At 50.3% G+C, this 18,859-nt stretch carries 17 protein-coding genes and 1 other RNA gene; 13 read left to right on the top strand and 5 right to left on the bottom strand.

The genetic code is table 11. The annotated features are described in order from the left end of the window. The first annotated feature begins 12 nt into the window (after positions 1–12). The 12 genes from hflC (at position 13) to FIT99_RS05615 (ending at position 11,179) form a co-directional block, all read left to right on the top strand. Entirely contained in the window at positions 13–882 is an 870-nt protein-coding gene (gene hflC, locus FIT99_RS05555) for a protease modulator HflC (protein ID WP_140003382.1), read from the top strand. A gap of 28 nt (positions 883–910) precedes the next feature. Next, a complete protein-coding gene (locus tag FIT99_RS05560) occupies positions 911–1,090 on the top strand; it encodes a DUF2065 domain-containing protein (protein WP_140003383.1) in 180 nt (59 codons plus the stop codon). 127 nt (positions 1,091–1,217) lie between these two features. Continuing rightward, positions 1,218–2,372: an ATP phosphoribosyltransferase regulatory subunit gene (locus FIT99_RS05570; RefSeq protein WP_140003384.1), complete on the top strand. Its 1,155-nt coding sequence runs from the start codon at positions 1,218–1,220 to the stop codon at positions 2,370–2,372. Between the two features lie 42 nt (positions 2,373–2,414). After that, entirely contained in the window at positions 2,415–3,749 is a 1,335-nt protein-coding gene (locus FIT99_RS05575) for an adenylosuccinate synthase (RefSeq protein WP_140003385.1), read from the top strand. A gap of 18 nt (positions 3,750–3,767) precedes the next feature. Beyond that, entirely contained in the window at positions 3,768–4,355 is a 588-nt protein-coding gene (locus FIT99_RS05580; RefSeq protein WP_140003386.1) for a flavoprotein, read from the top strand. A 4-nt stretch (positions 4,356–4,359) separates the two neighbouring features. Then, positions 4,360–5,802, top strand: coding sequence for a DUF6513 domain-containing protein (locus tag FIT99_RS05585; protein ID WP_140003387.1), 1,443 nt, complete (start codon positions 4,360–4,362; stop codon positions 5,800–5,802). Positions 5,803–5,806: 4 nt separating this feature from the next. Then, positions 5,807–6,382 carry a DUF447 domain-containing protein gene (locus FIT99_RS05590; protein WP_140004662.1) on the top strand — a complete coding sequence of 192 codons (576 nt, stop codon included), beginning with the start codon at positions 5,807–5,809 and terminating at the stop codon, positions 6,380–6,382. An 8-nt stretch (positions 6,383–6,390) separates the two neighbouring features. Then, a complete protein-coding gene (locus FIT99_RS05595; RefSeq protein WP_140003388.1) occupies positions 6,391–7,098 on the top strand; it encodes a (5-formylfuran-3-yl)methyl phosphate synthase in 708 nt (235 codons plus the stop codon). Between the two features lie 138 nt (positions 7,099–7,236). Next, the gene (locus tag FIT99_RS05600; protein WP_140003389.1) at positions 7,237–8,349 is read left to right on the top strand and encodes an OmpA family protein; all 1,113 of its coding nucleotides are present in this window, start codon (positions 7,237–7,239) and stop codon (positions 8,347–8,349) included. 100 nt (positions 8,350–8,449) lie between these two features. Continuing rightward, positions 8,450–9,787: a TRZ/ATZ family hydrolase gene (locus FIT99_RS05605; protein ID WP_189524789.1), complete on the top strand. Its 1,338-nt coding sequence runs from the start codon at positions 8,450–8,452 to the stop codon at positions 9,785–9,787. Positions 9,788–9,824: 37 nt separating this feature from the next. Continuing rightward, a complete protein-coding gene (gene ubiG, locus FIT99_RS05610; RefSeq protein ID WP_140003391.1) occupies positions 9,825–10,523 on the top strand; it encodes a bifunctional 2-polyprenyl-6-hydroxyphenol methylase/3-demethylubiquinol 3-O-methyltransferase UbiG in 699 nt (232 codons plus the stop codon). A gap of 11 nt (positions 10,524–10,534) precedes the next feature. Further along, positions 10,535–11,179, top strand: a complete 645-nt coding sequence (locus FIT99_RS05615; protein ID WP_140003392.1) for an HAD family hydrolase — start codon at positions 10,535–10,537, stop codon at positions 11,177–11,179. 5 nt (positions 11,180–11,184) lie between these two features. Here the strand turns inward: FIT99_RS05615 and FIT99_RS05620 are convergent, their stop codons facing one another. The 5 genes from FIT99_RS05620 to ffs all read right to left on the bottom strand — a co-directional run bounded on the left by FIT99_RS05620 (position 11,185) and on the right by ffs (position 16,792). After that, a complete protein-coding gene (locus FIT99_RS05620) occupies positions 11,185–13,569 on the bottom strand; it encodes an EAL domain-containing protein (protein WP_140003393.1) in 2,385 nt (794 codons plus the stop codon). A 261-nt stretch (positions 13,570–13,830) separates the two neighbouring features. After that, positions 13,831–14,430 carry a recombination mediator RecR gene (gene recR, locus FIT99_RS05625; protein ID WP_140003394.1) on the bottom strand — a complete coding sequence of 200 codons (600 nt, stop codon included), beginning with the start codon at positions 14,428–14,430 and terminating at the stop codon, positions 13,831–13,833. Between the two features lie 13 nt (positions 14,431–14,443). Beyond that, on the bottom strand, positions 14,444–14,752 hold the full coding sequence (locus FIT99_RS05630) for a YbaB/EbfC family nucleoid-associated protein (protein ID WP_140004663.1): 309 nt from the start codon (positions 14,750–14,752) through the stop codon (positions 14,444–14,446). A gap of 23 nt (positions 14,753–14,775) precedes the next feature. Further along, entirely contained in the window at positions 14,776–16,545 is a 1,770-nt protein-coding gene (gene dnaX, locus FIT99_RS05635; protein WP_140003395.1) for a DNA polymerase III subunit gamma/tau, read from the bottom strand. Between the two features lie 150 nt (positions 16,546–16,695). After that, positions 16,696–16,792: signal recognition particle sRNA small type (ffs, locus tag FIT99_RS05640), an RNA gene on the bottom strand. Positions 16,793–16,984: 192 nt separating this feature from the next. Here ffs and FIT99_RS05645 point away from each other — a divergent pair. Then, on the top strand, positions 16,985–18,787 hold the full coding sequence (locus FIT99_RS05645) for a GGDEF domain-containing protein (protein WP_140003396.1): 1,803 nt from the start codon (positions 16,985–16,987) through the stop codon (positions 18,785–18,787). The last annotated feature ends 72 nt before the right edge of the window (positions 18,788–18,859 follow it).

Genomic DNA, 18,859 nt, shown 5'->3' on the forward strand with positions numbered 1-18,859 from the left:
AGGAAGAGATACATGAAAAATATTGGAAGTCTGTTAATCGGGGTGTTTGTATTGCTGGTGATCATCACCTCGTCAGCGTATACGGTCGATCAGCGCGAATACGCACTGGTGTTCCGTTTGGGTGAAATTGTGTCGGTGAAACGTGACCCCGGACTCTACTTTAAAATGCCAATGGTTGAGAATATTCGCTATTACGACAAACGTATTTTGACTTTGAACTGGGAAGAGCCGGATCGGTTTATCACCAGTGAAAAGAAAAACGTGCTGGTCGATTCATTCGTGAAGTGGCGCATTATTGATCCCTCAAAATACTATGTGTCCGTGCGGGGAGATGAGGTGCAGGCAGAGCGTCGTTTGTCACAAATGGTGAATGATGGTTTGCGTGCTGAATTTGGTAAACGCACCATTCACGATGTGGTGTCAGGTGAACGTTCCGAAATTATGGAGATTTTGCGTCAACGCGCGGACAAAGAGAGTCGCCAGATGGGTATCCAGATTTTGGATGTGCGTTTACGCCGCGTAGATTTGCCAAAAGAGGTCAGCGAATCGGTCTACCAGCGCATGGAGGCCGAGCGTAAATCTGTGGCCAATGAGCTGCGTTCACAGGGCGCTGCCGCTGCTGAAAAAATTCGTGCGGATGCAGATCGTCAGCGTGAAGTGATCATTGCTGAAGCTTATCGAGATGCGCAGAAAGTCAAAGGTGAGGGCGACGCCAAAGCGTCTGAGGTGTATGCTCAAGCGTTTGGCAAAAATCCAGAATTCTATGCATTCTACCGCAGCCAAGAAGCGTATAAAAATAGCTTCAAAAGTAAATCTGACGTGATGGTGATTGACCAGAGTTCTGATTTCTTTAAATACATGCGTAGCAGCGGCAAAAAATAATCATTTGTGCTGTTGTGAGGGATGACTGATGAACGGCTGGTGGTTAATTGGTGGTGTCCTGTTGGTGGAAGGGATCATGCCCATGTTATTTACCCGTCAATGGCGACAAACCTTTGAAAAGTTATTGCAGCTGAGAGATGGTCAGATCCGTTTCATCGGGCTGATCTCTTGTTTAATCGGTTTGTGTCTGATGTCGTTTCATCGTTAATCGTTTGGTTTATGAAAAAAAGCACGCTCAAAGGGCGTGCTTTTTTTATGGCATTTATGCAGTCGATCTGACCATTGCAATTGCTAAAACCGTGCCTAGGATAGGGGTTTGCGGTTATAATAGCGGGATGCATAATTGGTTACTTCCTGAATATATTGAAGACGTGTTGCCTGCTGAAGCGGCCCGTCTTGAGTCTTATCGCCGACAGTTGCTGGACTTGTTTCGTGTCCATGGCTATCAGTACGTCGTACCTCCCATGATGGAGTATGTCGAGTCTTTACTCACCGGCACCGGGCATGACCTGGATATTGCCACCTTTAAGGTGGTCGATCAGTTGACCGGTCGATTGATGGGTTTGCGTGCCGATACCACGCCGCAGGCGGCGCGTATCGATGCGCACATGCTCAACCATGAGGGTGTGTCTAGGCTTTGCTATGCGGGCACCGTATTGCGCACCACGCCTGATGGATTAGCCAGAACCCGTGAGCCACTTCAATTGGGCGCTGAATTGTATGGTCATGCCGGCATCGAGAGCGATATTGAAGTACAGCGCTTAATGGTCAAAGCCCTACAACTGCTAGGTATGCCTACGCTATTTGTTGATCTTAGCCACGCTGCGATTTTTGCCAGCCTGTCACATATGGCCCAGCTCGGTGTGCAGCAAGAGCAATCGTTGCAAGCAGCGTTGCAAGCAAAAGACATCACCTTGGTTGAGCAGCTGGTGGCTAATTTGCCCGGTAAATCTCGTCAAGCCTTTGTTGCGCTGGCACAACTGAATGGTGGTATTGAGGTGTTGGATCAGGCAAGAGATCTGTTACCCGAGTCTGCAGAGTTGACGCAAGCGTTGTCAGAGCTAGAAGCGGTGGCTAAGGCCTTAAGTTCTGAGCAGGTGACAGTGACTTTTGACCTGAGCGAATTGCGAGGCTATCACTACCACAGCGGCATGGTGTTTGCAGCCTATGCCAAAGGGTATGCGGGCCCCATTGCATTGGGCGGCCGCTATGATGAAGTGGGCGCCGCTTTTGGTCGTGCACGTCCGGCGACCGGATTTAGTTTGGATTTGCGTGGAGCGCTACAAGCGTTAGGGCCAGCCCCGATCAGTCAAGGGATTCTGGCACCGGTGGCCACGGATGCCGACTTGCTGGCATTGATCAGTACTTTGCGTGCGCATGGCCAGATTGTGGTGGAAGCGCTACCAAACACACCTGTTAACTACTCTGAATTGGCTTGTGACCGCACCCTGCAAAAGGTGGATGGTCACTGGCAAGTGGTGGCTGTTTAACACAGCACACCCTTTTTCGTTTTTACAAGATATTAATTGAACATGACACAGACTAAGCAAGCAAAAAACGTCGTTGTAATTGGCACCCAATGGGGCGACGAGGGTAAAGGCAAAATCGTTGACTGGTTAACAGACCACGCCCAGGGGGTAGTCCGTTTTCAGGGTGGCCATAACGCAGGCCATACGCTGGTCGTTGGTCAGGGCGCGGCACAAAAGGTATATAAGCTCAATCTGGTGCCCTCAGGCATTGTCCGCAACGGGGTGAGCTGTTACATCGGCAATGGCGTCGTGCTCGATACTACCCACTTGCTGCATGAAATATCCACGTTGGAGCAGGGCGGTCTTGATGTCACTAACCGCCTTAAAGTCAGTCCTGGCTGCCCGCTGATTTTGTCTCACCATGTTGCCGTGGATGTAGCACGTGAGGCCAAGCGCAGTGCTGAGAAAAAAATCGGCACCACCGGTAAAGGCATTGGTCCCGCTTATGAAGATAAAGTGGCTCGCCGCGCTTTGCGTGTGTACGACTTATTTTATCCTGACCGCTTTGCCGAAAAACTGCGTGAGGTGATGGATTATCATAATTTTGTGCTGACGAATTACTTGGGAGCTACGGCAGTCGATTTTCAGCAGCAATATGATGCCAGCATGCAGCATGCAGATGTATTGAAACCGATGGTGGCTGATATCTCGGCGGCTTTGTATGAAGCCAATGCGCGCGGTGAACATCTGTTATTTGAAGGCGCGCAGGGCACCTTGCTTGATGTTGATCATGGCACTTATCCATACGTGACCTCTAGTAACTGTATCGCAGGCCAAGCTTCTGCCGGCACTGGCGTCGGTGCCAACATGCTGCATTACGTGTTAGGGATTACCAAAGCCTACACCACGCGTGTCGGCGGTGGTCCGTTCCCGAGTGAACTGGATATTGAGACGGAAGGTGCACCTGGCTACCAGATGTCTACCAAAGGCCAAGAAATCGGCACAGTCACGCGTCGCAAGCGTCGTTGTGGCTGGTTTGATGCAGCTGCGCTGCGTCGTTCTGCAAGCATTAACGGCTTAACTGGTTTGTGCATCACTAAACTCGATGTGTTGGATGGTATTACGTCACTGGATATTTGTACCGGCTACAAGTTGGATGGAAAAATTGTAGATATGCTGCCGGTAGGTGCCGATGATGTTGCCCGTTGTGAGCCCATCTATGAAACCGTGCCTGGGTGGACGGAGACCACATTCGGCGCGAAAACATGGGATGCCTTACCCAAAAACGCACAGCATTACCTCAAGCGCCTAGAGGCAGTATGTGGTGTGCCGATTGCAATTGTGTCGACCGGGCCTGAGCGCGATGAAACCATCGTGCTTCAGCATCCGTTTGCTTGAATTTAAGCGTTGTCATTTATGCGATCAAAACGACTGGCTTGGGCAATCACGGGATCCGGGCATTATTTACGCGAATCATTAGCCATATTGCAAACCTTGCAAGACGTGGATATTTATCTCAGCCGCGCGGCGGCTGAAATTATCCAGCAATACGGCTTTCAGGCCGCCCTTGAAGCCACGGGCCATAAAGTCTATCAAGATAAAACCGCCAGCAGTGTGCCGGTTGAACGTTTCTACGAGTCGGTGTATCACACATTGGTGATTTCTCCTGCCACCTCAAATACCATCGCCAAGATGGCCTACGGATTTTCTGACAGTCTGGTCACCAACTTATTTGCGCAAGCGGGTAAAACACGCGTGCACAGCGTTGTGTTTGCCTGTGATACCGCGCCAGAGCTCGAGTCTGAAGCGCCGCGAGATCACATGGTGAAAGTGTTCCCGCGGCAGATCGATCTAGATAATGTGGCCAAACTAAAGCACTTTGCCGATACCACTGTGGTTGAGGATATGAACGCCTTGCAGGCGACCATCATGCAGCGTTTGGCAACATTACATGACCTGCATTTGCACGATGGCATACAGGTGTTTGACGCGTTAACCGAATAACTTCATGACTCGGCTGCTTTTTCTTACCGGAAAACTGGCAGAACACAGTCTGCGTCAAATCTTGCAGACGATTCAGGCTGACAGCAAGCAGGCACCTTTTGAATTCGAAGTAAAACAGATAGGTGTGTCCGTCGCCGCGTTGATGACGCCACCCTTAATCGCGCGGCGAGTCGCGCGAGTAGATCATTTTGACAAGGTGATCGTGCCAGGGTTATGCCAAGGAGACCTGACGCAACTCGAAGCGCAATGGGGGGTGCCAGTGGAGCGTGGACCGAAAGATTTGAAAGATTTGCCACAGTATTTTGGCCAGCAGGGCAAAGCCCCAGACCTGTCGCAGCATAGCGTGAAGATTTTTGCTGAGATTGTGGATGCGCCAGACTTGAATATTGCACAAATCTTGGTTAAAGCCCGTCATTTTCAAGCGCAAGGCGCTGACGTGATTGATCTGGGTTGTTTGCCGGGCAAAGCGTTTGCACACATGACAGAGACGGTGCGTACACTCAAAGCCGAGGGCTTTCAGGTGAGCGTGGACTCTATGCGCAATGAAGACCTGCTCGCCGCTGGCAAAGCAGGCGCGGATTATCTGCTGAGTCTGAACGAAAACAATTTGTGGATTGCTGATGAAGTCGCCGCCACACCGATCTTGATTCCAGCGACCCCAGGTAATTTTGCCAGTTTGCTGCGTGCGATTGAACATTGTTTGCAACATGGCAGACGTTTCATTGCTGATCCTATTTTGGATCCGATTCATTTTGGGCTTACCGATTCCATCGTCCGCTATCATAAGTTGCGCAAAAAATATCCTGAAATCGCCATCATGATGGGCGTTGGGAATCTGACGGAGTTAACCGACGCCGACACCACTGGCATCAATGCCATGCTATTTGGCATGATCAGCGAACTCAACATCAATGCGGTATTGGCTACCTCGGTGAGTCTGCATGCCAGTGAAGCAGTTGCAGAGGCGGATGTTGCACGGCGCATTATGTACCGCGCCCGCCAGGACAAGCGTTTACCTCGCGGTTACTCGCCGGGTCTGCTCGGTCTCCACGATCGCAAGCCTTTCCCTTATTCTGCACAAGAAATTACGGAGATGGCTACGCAGATTAAAGACCCCAGTTTTAGAATTATGGTGAGTGAGGAGGCTGTGCATGTTTATAACCGAGATGGCATCCAACACGACACGGATCCTTACCGGTTTTATGCGGGCTTGAATGTGCAAAATGATGCGTCTCATGCGTTTTATCTAGGCGTAGAGCTGGCACGTGCACAAATTGCCTGGCAATTAAAAAAACGCTACGTTCAAGACGAGTTGTTGGATTGGGGTGTTGCGTCAATCCAACAGAACAAAGAAGCGAAAGTCGCACACCGCGATGCGTCGATTAAAGAGCGTCTTGAATCGGCAAGGCTTGATCAGGACAACCCTCCCAGCAATGATGCGGAATAATGTGATGATTTATGAGACGATAATTACAAGTTGTTCGGCAACAGGTGAGGTGCATGTTGCGCCATTTGGGATTCAATGGCAGGAGGGCCGCGTGTTAATCATGCCTTTTCAGCCTTCTACAACCCTAGACAATATTTTGCAGACACAATTGGCAGTGATGAATTTGTCTGATGATGTGCGTGTATTTGCAGCGGCAATTGCCAAGAAAACCAGCGTCGCCACTGTAGCGATTGCCGGCATGCCAGCAGCTAGGCTGAAAGACAGTTTGGCCCACCATTTACTGGCTTTGGATCAGGTTGAAGAGGATGCGGTGCGCCCTAAATTATGGATGCGCGTAGTTTCGAGTGAGACGCATGCCCCTTTTATGGGCTTTAATCGTGCGCAGGCTGCGGTGATTGAACTGGCGGTATTGGTCAGCCGCTTACAACGATTGCCGGTTGAGAAAATCACACAAGAAATGCAATATCTTCAAATTGCGATTGATAAAACCGCAGGACCGCGTGAATTAGAAGCATGGCAGTGGCTAGTGGATTGCGTCAACAATCATTTGACACAGCAAAGTGGTCTTCAACAAGCGTGAGTCATTCGATGCAAGCCTTAGTAAGTGTTCATTCTGTGCCTGAAGTCGAGCTCGTGCTCGCTGCAGGCATTTCACTCATCGATTTGAAAGAAACTAGTCACGGGGCCCTGGCAGCCCTCGATCTGACGACCTCAAAGGCCATTGTGGTCGCGGTGAACCAATTCAGACAACAAACCTCACAGACAGATATAGTGATTAGTGCCACGGTAGGTGATGATTGTGATTCGCCAACCACATTGCATCAGAGGATTGACGATAGGCTGCATATCGGCGTTGAAGTGATTAAATTGCCTATGGTCATTTGGGGTCAGCTTGGTTATCAAGCCACTATCGATCATTTCCTCAAACTCCGCGTGCCACTCATCGCGGTAATGACCCCAGCCAGCATGGCGGCAGAGAACATGCACGAACAATTAAAATGGCTTGCGCAGCAGAAGTATTGGGGCGTGATGGTCGATACGCAGGATAAATCAAACACACTTACCGCGTTGGTATCGATATCAGCCTTGCAGGGATTTGTGCAGGTCGCCAAGTCTTTGGGCTTATTTGTCGGTATTGCTGGCGGCTTGCAATTAGCGCATTTTGAAACGCTGGCAGCCCTCAATCCTGATTACCTTGGATTTCGCAGTGGCCTGTGCGCACAAGGGCAAAGAGCGCAAGCGTTATTGCCCGAAAAGGTGGACGCATTGGCTTCAAGAGTGTCACAAATTTGTTGAATAATTGGTCTCAAACCCAACAAATAAGCGTTACAGATGGCCGTTAGGGTTGCGTCCGGGAGCCGCTTTGCGTATAGTTCAATTTGTAAGTTTTTTCAAAGATGTGGCAAAATAGCCCAATTACGAAGGAGTCAATGAATGAAAAAAAGCTTTTTAGGCTTGGCAATTGCTTCTGCATTTGTGTTTGCATCGCAAGTTGCACAAGCTGAAGACATGTACCGTGGTGCTTGGTATGTTGTTCCAGGTGCAACCTACATGAACACTGACAACGATCTCGAGGCTGACAATGGCCGCGGTGGTTTCCTGTCTATCGGTAAAGAGCTGAGCGAGCATTGGGACATTCAAGGTCGCTTGGGCTATAACCGTGCTGACGAAGATCTAGGCATTGCTGGCGCAAGCGGTAAGTACAAGCAGACTGCACTGGGCTTGGATGCTTTGTATCTGTTTAGCCGTGATAAATTCCGTCCATTCTTGCTGGCAGGTTTGGGTGCAGCGCGCAACAACGTTGACTACTCCGTGCCTGGTTTAGACGTCGATGGTAAGAAAACCTCTTGGATGGCAAACGTAGGTTTGGGTGCACAATACTTGTTTAACGATAAGTTTGGTATTCAAGCTGATTTGCGTCATCAGTGGAGCCGTGCACGCGTTGCGGCGACAAATGGTGTTGTGAGCGATTCTGAAACCGATACCATCGGTAACACATTGTTCAATATTGGTGGTATTTTCCGCTTTGGTGCACCAGCACCAGTGGTTGAAGAGCCAACACCAGAACCAACGCCAGCGCCAATGGCAGCTGCTGAGCCAGCACCGGCTCCAGCACCAGCACCAGCGCCAATTCCAGCACCAATGTGCAAACCACAAAACGAAACAGTGACTGTTAGTGCAGAAAAACTGTTTGGTTTCGACAAGGCCAATTTGCGTGAAGAAGGCCGTAAAGTGTTGGAAGAAACAGCTGCTAAAATCAAATCTAACCCAGAAATTTCTGCAGTGGTTGTGACTGGTCACACTGACCGTATCGGTTCCGATGCTTACAACCAGAAATTGTCTGAGCGCCGTGCTAAACAAGTGGCTGATTATCTGATCGCTCAAGGTGTAGATAGCAATATCATCACTTCTGAAGGTAAAGGTAAAACTGAGCCAGTGGTTCAGTGCGATGGTAAAAAAGTAAGCAAAAAATTGATTTCTTGCTTGCAACCTAACCGCCGCGTAGAGATCCGCGCTGAAGGCACCAAACAAGTTGGCTGCCAATAATCAGATGTTGCTCTGAATAAAACCACGCGTAAGCGTGGTTTTTTTTTGCCTATCGGCTTGACTGAGATTTTTGTGGGATTGGCTCAGTTATAATCCAGCTATGGTTGAAACTCGATTTATTATCAAAGCACGCTGGGTGATTCCGATGGATGCGGGTGATCCAGTGCTTGAGCATCATGCCGTGTTGGTGGATGACGGACAAATCAAGGCCATTGTGCCTAAAACTGCGATTCCAGCGTGGGCAGAGGATTGGCCAGTCATTGATTGCGCTCAACACGCCTTGCTTCCTGGCTTCATTAATTTGCATGCCCATAGCAGTATGAATTTGTTAAAAGGCTATGCGGACGATGTCGCGTTAATGCCATGGCTTCACACGCATATTTGGCCTGCAGAAAAACGGTGGGTATCCAAACCATTTGTGCATGATGGTAGCCTGCTCGCCTGTGCAGAGATGCTCAGTGGCGGCATCACCACTTTCAATGACATGTATTTTTTTCCGCAATCGACCATAGAGGCCGTGAAACGAGCGGGGATGCGCGCGCACATTGGGTTGGTTGTGTTGGAGTTTCCAAGCAATTATGCAGCCACCGCCCATGAGTATATTCGATTGGGCACCGAAGTCCGTGACCAATACAAGTCTGAATCATTGCTGAGTTTTTCATTTGCACCGCATGCGCCCTATACCGTGAGTGACCTCACTTTTGAGCAGATCGTCACTTTGTCTGAACAACTCAATCTGGGCATTCATACGCACTTACATGAAACGCGCGCAGAGATAGACCAAAGCCTTGAGCAATTTGGTGTGCGGCCGTTGCAACGCTTGCTGTCACTGGGTGCGATTGGTCCCGGTACCGTGCTGGCCCATGGTGTGCACCTAGAGCCGCATGAGCTGGAGACCTTATCCAGACAAGGTGCCCACCTCGCGCACTGCCCCAGTTCAAATTTGAAACTCTCCAGTGGTATCGCCCCTGTGGCGGCGGCGCTAACGGCAGGTGTCAATGTCGGCTTGGGCACGGATGGTGCGGCGAGCAATAATCGGCTGGATCTTTGGCAAGAGATGCGCACCGCTGCCTTGTTGGCTAAAGTGAGTGAGCAGGGTGCAGCGGCACTGCCGGCGTATCAAGCCTTATCTATGGCAACATTGCATGGCGCACGTGCGCTGGGCCTACAGGATAAAGTTGGCAGTATTGAAGTCGGTAAACAGGCTGATTTGGTTGCAGTTAAGCTGGATGACCTGAATAGCCTACCTTGTTTTGATCCAATCTCGCATCTGGTCTATGTGGCTGGCCGTGAGCAAGTTACCCATACCTGGGTGGATGGCTCGTTACTTTATCAGCGAATGCCGGATGGCCAACCGCAATTTAATCAGATCGAAGTTGAAGAATTAAGGTCTATTGCATTGCAGTGGCAATTAAAGCTGCAAACAACCGCCAGTTAAGCTAACTGTTAGTGCACCACTAATTAAAGGAGCGATTATGACGAATGTAGAAGTCGCAGAGGTGAATAAGTTTTCTGAGTTGGCCCATCAGTGGTGGGACCAACAAGGAGTGTTTAAACCTTTGCACCAATTAAATCCGTTACGTCTGGATTACATTGATAACCGTGCTTCTTTGCAGGGTAAGCAAGTGTTGGATGTAGGCTGTGGCGGGGGAATTTTAAGTGAATCCATGGCGCAACGCGGCGCGCAAGTGACGGGTATCGATTTAGCAGAAAAATCGCTGCAGGTGGCCCAGCTGCACGCACTGGATTCTGGCGTTCAATTGGAATACCGTTGTGTGGCCGTTGAAGCGCTCGCGGAAGAACAACCGCAAACGTTTGATGTGGTGACTTGTATGGAAATGCTGGAGCATGTGCCAGATCCTAGTAGCGTGGTGCGTGCCTGCGCGCGCTTAGTAAAGCCGGGAGGGCACGTTTTTTTCTCGACTTTAAACCGCAATGCCAAAGCGTATTTGATGGCGGTGGTTGGCGCAGAATACGTGCTCAATCTGCTACCCAAAGGGACGCATGATTACAGCAAGTTTATTAAGCCCTCAGAGCTTGCGGCATGGATGCGTGCATCTGGCCTAGAACTGCAACACCAAACTGGCGTGAGTTATCACCCATTGAATAAGCAATATGCATTGACGTCAGATACGAGTGTCAATTATATGTTGCATGCCATCAAGGATCTTTGACAGGACGTGTAATGCAAGCTGTGTTGTTTGATTTTGACGGGACGTTGGTCGATACCGCCCCCGATCTAGGTTATGCCTTGAATTTGCAACGTGAGCGTCATGGGCTGCACGCGTTACCGGATGCCGCTATTCGACCCTATGCCTCTCACGGCTCGCGTGGCTTGCTTGAAGTCGGCTTCGGCTTGCTGCCTAGTGACGCCGATTTTGAAGCCATGCGCACCGAATATCTGGCGCTGTATACGCAGGTGATGACCCGTCAACCGCAGTTATTTGATGGCATGGCAGAAACGTTGCAAGGGATTGAGCAACGTGGGTTGCGTTGGGGGATCGTCACCAACAAGCCGCGACGCTTTACCATGCCGATGGTGACGCACATGGGATTAGATCTGCAGGCTGCAGCAGTGATTAGTGGTGATGATGCGCCCCAACCCAAGCCCTCACCACAAACCTTGTTACTTGCTTGCGAACGCATGGCCATCGATCCGAAAACCGTCTGGTATATCGGCGATGCAGAGCGGGACATTCAGGCGGGCAGAGCCGCCGGAATGAAAACACTGGTGGCTTTGTTTGGCTACCTGTCGTCGAATGACCAACCGCACACTTGGGGTGCCGATGGTTGTATTGCGCATCCCCAAGATTTGCTGGCTTATTTGTAATGGGTCTATGGCTGCCTTGCGCTACTGAGGACCGCCATGGCTGCAATATTAATATCTGCCACCAAGATGCTCTGAAGTTGACCTGCCTCATCCAGCAGCGGTAGCGAAACGGTGAGACAGAAATCCTCAGTCGCTGTTGATAGGTAAATGCTTGATATATACGGCGCGTGCGTTTCAGCAACACTTTGATAATACGCTTGTTGACTGCGGTTAATACCGGCGCCACCCGCTTTGATTTTGCCGTACATGTTTGGATTAATCCAGTTGGCATGGCGTTGTACACCATTTGGTTCCAGTTCGAAGATGACCTCAAAGTAGGGAAACTCAGCAAAGCAACCGTCCAAATCATGCGAACCAGTCGACCGCTGGATGTGGAGCAGGGATTGCAAGGCGGCTAAGGCGCGCTGCTGCCAATCAGAATAGAATTCTTTTTTCGGGAATATGGTTTGTGGTGGGGTATCTTCTACCACCACAATGCTACCGAGATTGGCTTTGCCTATTTTTTTAAGCATGGCTGCCCGCTCTGCGGCCATCACACTGTTTTCTAGCGTGCCTTGCGCGCCATTTACCACTGCAATAGACACGCTGGCCACTGGGTGGTCTTTGCCATCCTCTGTGGTGAAAAAACCACGCTCGAGGTCAGTCGCATCGTAGAGGTGCACGGCGAGTGCTTGAAATTGGCTGATAATGTGCAGCAGCGTATCGCTGAGGGTTGCGACCTTATGATCGTAGATCAATACAAAATCATCCCCACCGATATGGCCGACCATCACCCCTGATTTATCTTGAAACTCTTGGCGGATGATTTCAGAAAGTAGTCGGATCATGGCATCCCCGCGGATAAAGCCATAACGATCGTTATAGGCCTTAAAGTGGTCCAGATCGATATACACCAATTGCGTATTGGGGTTGTTGCGCAAGCTATTGTCTAGTGTTTGCCGCAGCGTAGGGCCCGTGGTGAGATGGCTCAAGGGATGTAAGTTTCCAGTGGATGCTTTACGGCTGATTAACTGGGCCATGATTTCCATCGGTTGCAGTATGCCGACATAGGCGCCATGCTCGTTCACGGTAATCCATATGTCTGTATTGCCTCGCTCCAGATAAAAAATGCGCGCAAGCACAGAGGAGGGGATCATGTGATTGATCACTTTGGGTAAGGGGTCGCAACAAGCGCCCAAGCCAGACACTTTCTTTGAAAAAACTTTACCGCGCCGCAGCACCCCGAGCGGAATGCGACCATCCAGTACCACGGCGATGGCGACATCGGTGTGTGCGTTGAATAAGCTTCTGGCTTCGGCAAGCGAGCTACTCACGTCAATGGTGAGTCCGTGACTGATGAATTCGCCAATATGGAAGTCATCGGGCACATGTGAGCGATGCGACTCATCACGGATAGGGAGTGCGGTGACTTGGTCACTCGGTTCGCTTTGCGGGTGGGCAAAATAATGACCTTGCGCGTAGTGCAATCCTAAATCCTGACAATAGGTAATATCTTCAACCCGCTCCAAGCCCTCTGCAATAATGGTGCAACCCAAACGTTGTGCCATTGAAATGATGGCTTCGAGCAGCACGGTTCTAACGCGGCTACCTTGAGCCTCATGCACAATCGCGCGGTCAATTTTAATGAAATCTGCGCGGACTTCAGCCAGTATCCGCAGTCCGTTAAAGCCAGATCCCATGTCATCGAGTGCAATGCGCAAGCCATGCATGCGAATTTCGTCACAGTAGCGTGCCAGTGTTTCTGGGTTGGTTTTCTCACTTTCGACAATCTCGATCACCACATCGCGTTTATCAATCGCCTGCTGGGACAACATATTTAAAATAAAATCTAGCCAGCCCGGGCTCATGATCGTTTGCGGCAATACGTTAATAAAAATCGGCTTGGTGGCGGAAATGGATTGTGACTTGCCAACGAGTGCCAGACGCTGGCACGCCAAGTCTAGTTCGTGGGTACGCCTCACTTCTGCGGCCAGTGCAAACGCTTCCGCGCCATTGAGCCAGTGTCCCTCCGGTGTTTTTAGTCGGCAAAGCGCCTCAAATCCAAACACTTTGCCGCCTTGGCTAAAATCAACAATCGGCTGGTAATGCATTTGCACATGCGGTTCAAGCGCTGACAACAACCACGGATATTTGTGACGCGCGTAGAAGGTATTAAACGGCATGGTGGCTGCTAAAGCCGCCATTGGCGCCAGGCGTTGGTTTGCCAGCGCAACCAGCACCCAAGTCTCTTTTAAGGTGTCTGCGGATACTTGTTCAATGATTTGATCTAGTTTTTGCAGCAGTTCCGTTTCTGTTTGATAACTGAATCCGGTGTCGTTCATGCTGGTTAGCCCTAGCCGCGCTAATTGGGCGTGATTGTTAGCGTCAAAGGTATGTAGAAACAGTTCCATGAAATATCACTTTGCTTGTGTGAGATGAAGAACAGGCTGGCTTGTGGCTTGGCCCTGGCGAGCATTCGCCGGAGGTGAGGCTGGCTAAGCTGCTTCACTACTATAACGACAGGCAAACTTTTTTATTTGCAGGAAGAACGGGCATAACACGGCGGAAACCATGCGATTGGCGGCTGTCAACGGCCCAATAATGCTTAAATTTGAGACAAAATCTGCGCCAAGAATGCGCAAAATCAACGTGCAGATGGCGCTAAGAAATCTTTAAGTGACGGCTTTGCGCTCTAGCAGGGCGGTCGAAAGTGTGCCGCTATCGACGTACTCAATTTCACCACCCATGGGTAAGCCGCGTGCGATGCGACTGACTTGAATACCACGCGATTTAAGCATCTGACCAATGTAATGGGCAGTGGCTTCCCCTTCAGAGGTAAAGTTGGTGGCAACGATGACTTCATGAATGGCCGGGTCTTGCGCCCGTTTTAACAGGGTGTCCAGGTGGATATCTTTCGGGCCGATGCCATCCATGGGCGAAAGTTTTCCCATTAATACGAAGTATTGGCCCTGATAACTGCGTGTATTTTCAAGCATCATGAGATCGGTGGGCATCTCGACCACACACAGGATAGATTTGTCGCGCTGACTGTCTTGACAGAGGCTGCATGCGCTATGCTCGCTGAAGTTATTGCAATAATCGCAATGCGCCAGCTTGTCCAGCGCCTGCTGTAAGCTAGCGGCCAGCTTTTGTGCACCCTCGCGGTCGCGCTGTAGCAAGTGGTAAGCCATGCGGGTGGAGGACTTTGGGCCGACGCCGGGCAAGCAGCGCAGCGCGCTGATCAGCTGTTCAAGCACTGCTGGATTATTCAAGCAGCCTCCCTGATTAGAACGGCAATTTAAAGCCAGGTGGCATTAAGTTGCCCATTTTGGCGGCACTGGTCGCCTCTGCTTTGGCTTTGGCATCTTTTAATGCGATTAACAGCAGATCTTCCAGTGTTTCTTTATCGTCCATGGCTGCGTCCTCAATGTGCACGCGTTTGACGTCATGACTACAGGTCATGACAATTTTTACCATGCCGTTGCTAGCGATTCCCTCGACTTCTAACGTCGCGAGTTCCGCTTGCGCTTTTTGCATATTGGCCTGCATCATCTGGGCCTGTTTCATCATATTGCCCATGCCACCTTTCATCATCATCTGCTCCTAAAATAGTGGGGTTAATGTAAGGGTTTAATGGAGTTAGGGATAATGGTAGCCCCCATCTCCTGCATCAAGCCCTGCACGAAGCGGTCAGCCATGATGGCCTCGGTTGCTTGATCTTGTAATTCTGCTTTTTCAACGGCTTGTTGTCTGGCGGGCGTATTCGCTTCTTGCCCGGTGACGATGTTTAATTTGAGACGCCGACCAAAATGGCTACTGAGCGCGCTATTGAGCTTGTCGAGATAGTTTGCACTGGCCAAGTGCTTATGGGCTTCACTGATACGTAATGTCATCGTATCTGCATCAAAGCTGACCAGCTCACAGTTTTGTGCCAAGGCGCGCACCAGTCCCAGTTTACTTAAATGGTTTTCGACCAACCCCCGCCAGTTCCCATCCCAAGCGACTGGCGCCGATTCTGACGCCTGCGCCATGATCGGTGCAGAGAACGACTGTTGCGGAATTTGCTCTAGGGCCGCTATCGCCTGACGAGGCGCGGCTGGCGTTGAAGCTTGCGCTGGCCGGGTTGCGATCACCGGTGCAGAAGCAATGGCGGCGGCACCAGTCTGCGATGCCTCGTTGCTCTCGCTCGCACTCATCTGGCGTGTGTTTGCTAATGCAGCACGCGCGCCACCTCCGCCATTGCTCCGAGACGGGCCTTCGGAAGACCCACCATTGCTCGATGTTGGCGCGCTGGGAGTCATCGCGTCTGCTTTGAAAGCCAGCAGACGCAGCAAGGTCATGGTAAATCCGGCGTATGCATCCGGCGCCAGACCGATATCACGGTGGCCTAAAATGCAAATTTGGTAATACAGTTGCAGCATCTCTGCGCTCAACTGTGACGCTAAATCCAGCAGGGTTTGCCGCTCAGGATGATCATCAGCAATGGCCTGCGGGCTGTATTGGGCCACTGCCAGCAGATGTAGCAGGGCCGCCAGATCGTTCAAAGCGCTTTCAAAGCCGATACTGCGCGACTCCATCTGCTGGGCAATATGCAGTAAACGCGTTGCGTCGCTGGCAATCAATGCATGCAACAGTTCATATAAATAACTTTGGTCAATGGCCCCCAACATGCTGCGCACATCACTTTCACGCACAGATTGATTGCCATAAGCAATCGCTTGGTCGGTGAGTGACAAAGCATCTCGCATACTGCCATTTGCCGCACGCGCAATTAATTGCAAGGCAGGTGCTTCAAACGGTAATTGTTCTTGACCGAGAATATCTTGCAAATGCGCGGTAATGGTGCTGCTGGCCATTTGGCGAAGATTAAACTGCAAACAGCGTGAAAGAATGGTGACCGGCACTTTTTGTGGGTCAGTGGTCGCCAGTATAAATTTGACATGGGCTGGCGGTTCTTCCAGCGTTTTCAGCATGGCATTAAAAGCTTCTTTAGTCAGCATATGCACTTCATCGATCATATAGACTTTGAAGCGCCCGGAGGAGGGGGCATAAATTGCCTGCTCTAGCAGGCTGACCATGTCAGCGATCCCGCGGTTTGATGCTGCATCCATTTCTACGTAGTCGACATAGCGGCCAATATCAATGGCAAGACAAGCTTCGCAGGTCCCGCAAGGCGTGGCAGTGATACCAGTGGCACAGTTGAGTGATTTTGCCAGAATACGCGATAAGGTGGTTTTGCCCACCCCACGCGTGCCCGTGAATAAATAGGCATGGTGCAGGCGTTGTTGGCTGAGTGCATTGCTTAATGCCTGAACCACATGGTCTTGACCGACCAGACTGCTAAAGGATTTTGGGCGCCATTTACGCGCCAATACTTGGTAAGACATCGCGCACTCGAGTGATTAAAAGCTATAAAGCAAAACCATACTTTAGCTTAAATTGCCGGCTCATGCTTGACTCCATGACCACAAAATTGCGCATATTCAAACATGCAAGGCGTCGTCAATTGTATGTCAAATCGGAGGGCAATATGGAAAGGGTGCGAGCCCAACCCCCGGCACTTGCTCAATAGTTGTGGCTGCTTGCTTCCGCACCTGACCAGGTTGGCTATCTTACAATGCGGGGAGGCCCGCGGGGGCTATTGTAACGCAAAACGATTTTACATAGATTTCTTTTTTAAGTTGATTGTTGCCGCTGCGCGATGCGCTAGTCTGTGAAATAACCAATAATCAAGCCTCTTATAGCCACATAAAAGCCAAGAGTTGCGCGCCATAATTATCTATATTTTTTTAGATTTAACTTATTATGGCAACCAACGGATCCTCAATGACTGCCTCGGAAATTGCACGAGAAACGATTAAGCAAATCGCGGTGCGCCGGGTAGAGCCGACGCCTGATAATTACACGCAGATTTATCACGAAATTTCAGGCAAACCAGTCAAAGAGGATGCGGCGGTCGCGCTGAGAAAAGCGCTCAAACAGCTTCCCCATGATTCACTCGAGCAAACCAATTGGATTAATCGCTGGGAAAAGGTGCTTAAACAAGATAACTGGCAAGGTTTAGGCGAGTTACTCACCGAGTCTATGCAACAAGAGCTTAGTCATTCCAACAAATGGCCCAAGGCCATTCGTACTCTGTTACAGGGGTGGGATGATAAACGCAGCGGCGTTGATGTTGCCAGAAAGCGGGAGACGTTAGAGCGCGTGCTGATTAATTTTGGCAGCGATGCGTCCCTGTCTGACAAGCTGATTGGCATGGCAAATCACTGGCTGCCAGCAGAGGCCAGGGTGGACAGTGCACCGTTAGCAGATATGCCTACCACAGCAGATAGCCCAGCTCCCGTGGCAGCCATAACAGAAGCGAGCACAGAAATGCTGCCTAAAGATGTGCAGCAGTTTCATGGCGCTTTCGCCATTTTGCAAACCCTGCTTAAACAAACCTTGCAGTTAGGCTTGATCCCCCGTTTAGAAGGTTATCCAGATTTACAGGCGGAGGCACTCGCTTTGCAGGAAACCACTGAGCGTGCCAAAAAACTGAAAGAATGGGAGAGTCTGGCCAAGTCACTGAAAGCGCTACTCATGCGAGTGGAGGTGATCGGCGCCAAAGAAGACGATGTGCGTGGGGACATCATCGATTTGTTACATTTGCTATTGTCAAATATCGGCGAGTTGGTGGCCGAGGATGGATGGCTGACTGGCCAAGTGTATGCGGTGCAATCCATTATCAGTGGGCCGCTGGATAGAGCCAAACTCAAGCAAGCCGAAAAAAGCCTGAAAGAGGTGGTGTACAAGCAAAGCCTGGTCAAACATAGCCTCATGGAGGCAAAAAATTCTTTCAAAACGCTGATTGGCACCTTCATTGATAAACTCAAATACATGGGGGACGCCAGCGATTTATATAGTGGCAAGATCGAAAACTATGCCAAAGAGCTGTCACAAACAGACGATCTGATTAAGATTAATGAATTGGTCAATCATTTGATGCGTGATACCTCGGTCATGCAGACAGATATTTTGCGTTCACGCGACGATTTGCTAAGCCAGCAACGGTTAGCCAATGACACCCAAGCACGTATGCAGCTTTTGCAGGATGAATTGCAACAATTGAGTGAAGTCGTCCGCATTGACCAACTCACAGGTGTGCTTAATCGTCGCGGTATGGATGAGGCTTTCAGTACCGAGATTGCGCGCCATCAACGCAGTGGTGAGGCCCTGAGTGTGGCTTTACTCGACATTGATAACTTTAAAATGCTCAATGACCAACATGGGCACGCCGCTGGCGATGCTGCGCTCAAGCACCTGGCTGCTGTGATTAAACGTGCCGTCAGGCCGACAGATATTGTCACCAGAATGGGCGGGGAAGAGTTTGTGGTGATATTGCCGAATACGCAGCTAGCAGAGGCCGTGATGACCATGAGTCGCTTGCAACGCGCGCTGACAAAAGAATATTTTTTAGGCAATAACCAAAAACTGCTTATCACCTTTAGCGCAGGTGTCGCTTTGTTTCAGGGTGGCGATGATGTGAATTCCATTTTGTTACGTGCAGACCAAGCCATGTATCTGGCTAAAAAAAGCGGCAAGAATCGCGTCATGACCGAGCTGGATTTGCAAACCAGCGCAGCTTCATAAGGCAATATTTCAAGCCTTTTCTCGCACTGGCTGATCACTAGTAGATAGGTTAGCCACTGATGGCTGGGCGTG

Origin of the sequence: Methylophilus medardicus (assembly GCF_006363955.1) — a bacterium.
Taxonomy (GTDB): Bacteria; Pseudomonadota; Gammaproteobacteria; order Burkholderiales; family Methylophilaceae; genus Methylophilus; species Methylophilus medardensis.

Bases quoted from the DNA above. Each gene is read 5' to 3' on its own strand.
- hflC (WP_140003382.1), top strand. From the start codon at position 13: ATGAAAAATATTGGAAGTCTGTTAATCGGGGTGTTTGTATTGCTGGTG.
- FIT99_RS05560 (WP_140003383.1), top strand. From the start codon at position 911: ATGAACGGCTGGTGGTTAATTGGTGGTGTCCTGTTGGTGGAAGGGATC.
- FIT99_RS05570 (WP_140003384.1), top strand. From the start codon at position 1,218: ATGCATAATTGGTTACTTCCTGAATATATTGAAGACGTGTTGCCTGCT.
- FIT99_RS05575 (WP_140003385.1), top strand. From the start codon at position 2,415: ATGACACAGACTAAGCAAGCAAAAAACGTCGTTGTAATTGGCACCCAA.
- FIT99_RS05580 (WP_140003386.1), top strand. From the start codon at position 3,768: ATGCGATCAAAACGACTGGCTTGGGCAATCACGGGATCCGGGCATTAT.
- FIT99_RS05585 (WP_140003387.1), top strand. From the start codon at position 4,360: ATGACTCGGCTGCTTTTTCTTACCGGAAAACTGGCAGAACACAGTCTG.
- FIT99_RS05590 (WP_140004662.1), top strand. From the start codon at position 5,807: ATGATTTATGAGACGATAATTACAAGTTGTTCGGCAACAGGTGAGGTG.
- FIT99_RS05595 (WP_140003388.1), top strand. From the start codon at position 6,391: ATGCAAGCCTTAGTAAGTGTTCATTCTGTGCCTGAAGTCGAGCTCGTG.
- FIT99_RS05600 (WP_140003389.1), top strand. From the start codon at position 7,237: ATGAAAAAAAGCTTTTTAGGCTTGGCAATTGCTTCTGCATTTGTGTTT.
- FIT99_RS05605 (WP_189524789.1), top strand. From the start codon at position 8,450: ATGGTTGAAACTCGATTTATTATCAAAGCACGCTGGGTGATTCCGATG.
- ubiG (WP_140003391.1), top strand. From the start codon at position 9,825: ATGACGAATGTAGAAGTCGCAGAGGTGAATAAGTTTTCTGAGTTGGCC.
- FIT99_RS05615 (WP_140003392.1), top strand. From the start codon at position 10,535: ATGCAAGCTGTGTTGTTTGATTTTGACGGGACGTTGGTCGATACCGCC.
- FIT99_RS05620 (WP_140003393.1), bottom strand. From the start codon at position 13,569: ATGGAACTGTTTCTACATACCTTTGACGCTAACAATCACGCCCAATTA.
- FIT99_RS05630 (WP_140004663.1), bottom strand. From the start codon at position 14,752: ATGATGAAAGGTGGCATGGGCAATATGATGAAACAGGCCCAGATGATG.
- dnaX (WP_140003395.1), bottom strand. From the start codon at position 16,545: ATGTCTTACCAAGTATTGGCGCGTAAATGGCGCCCAAAATCCTTTAGC.
- FIT99_RS05645 (WP_140003396.1), top strand. From the start codon at position 16,985: ATGACTGCCTCGGAAATTGCACGAGAAACGATTAAGCAAATCGCGGTG.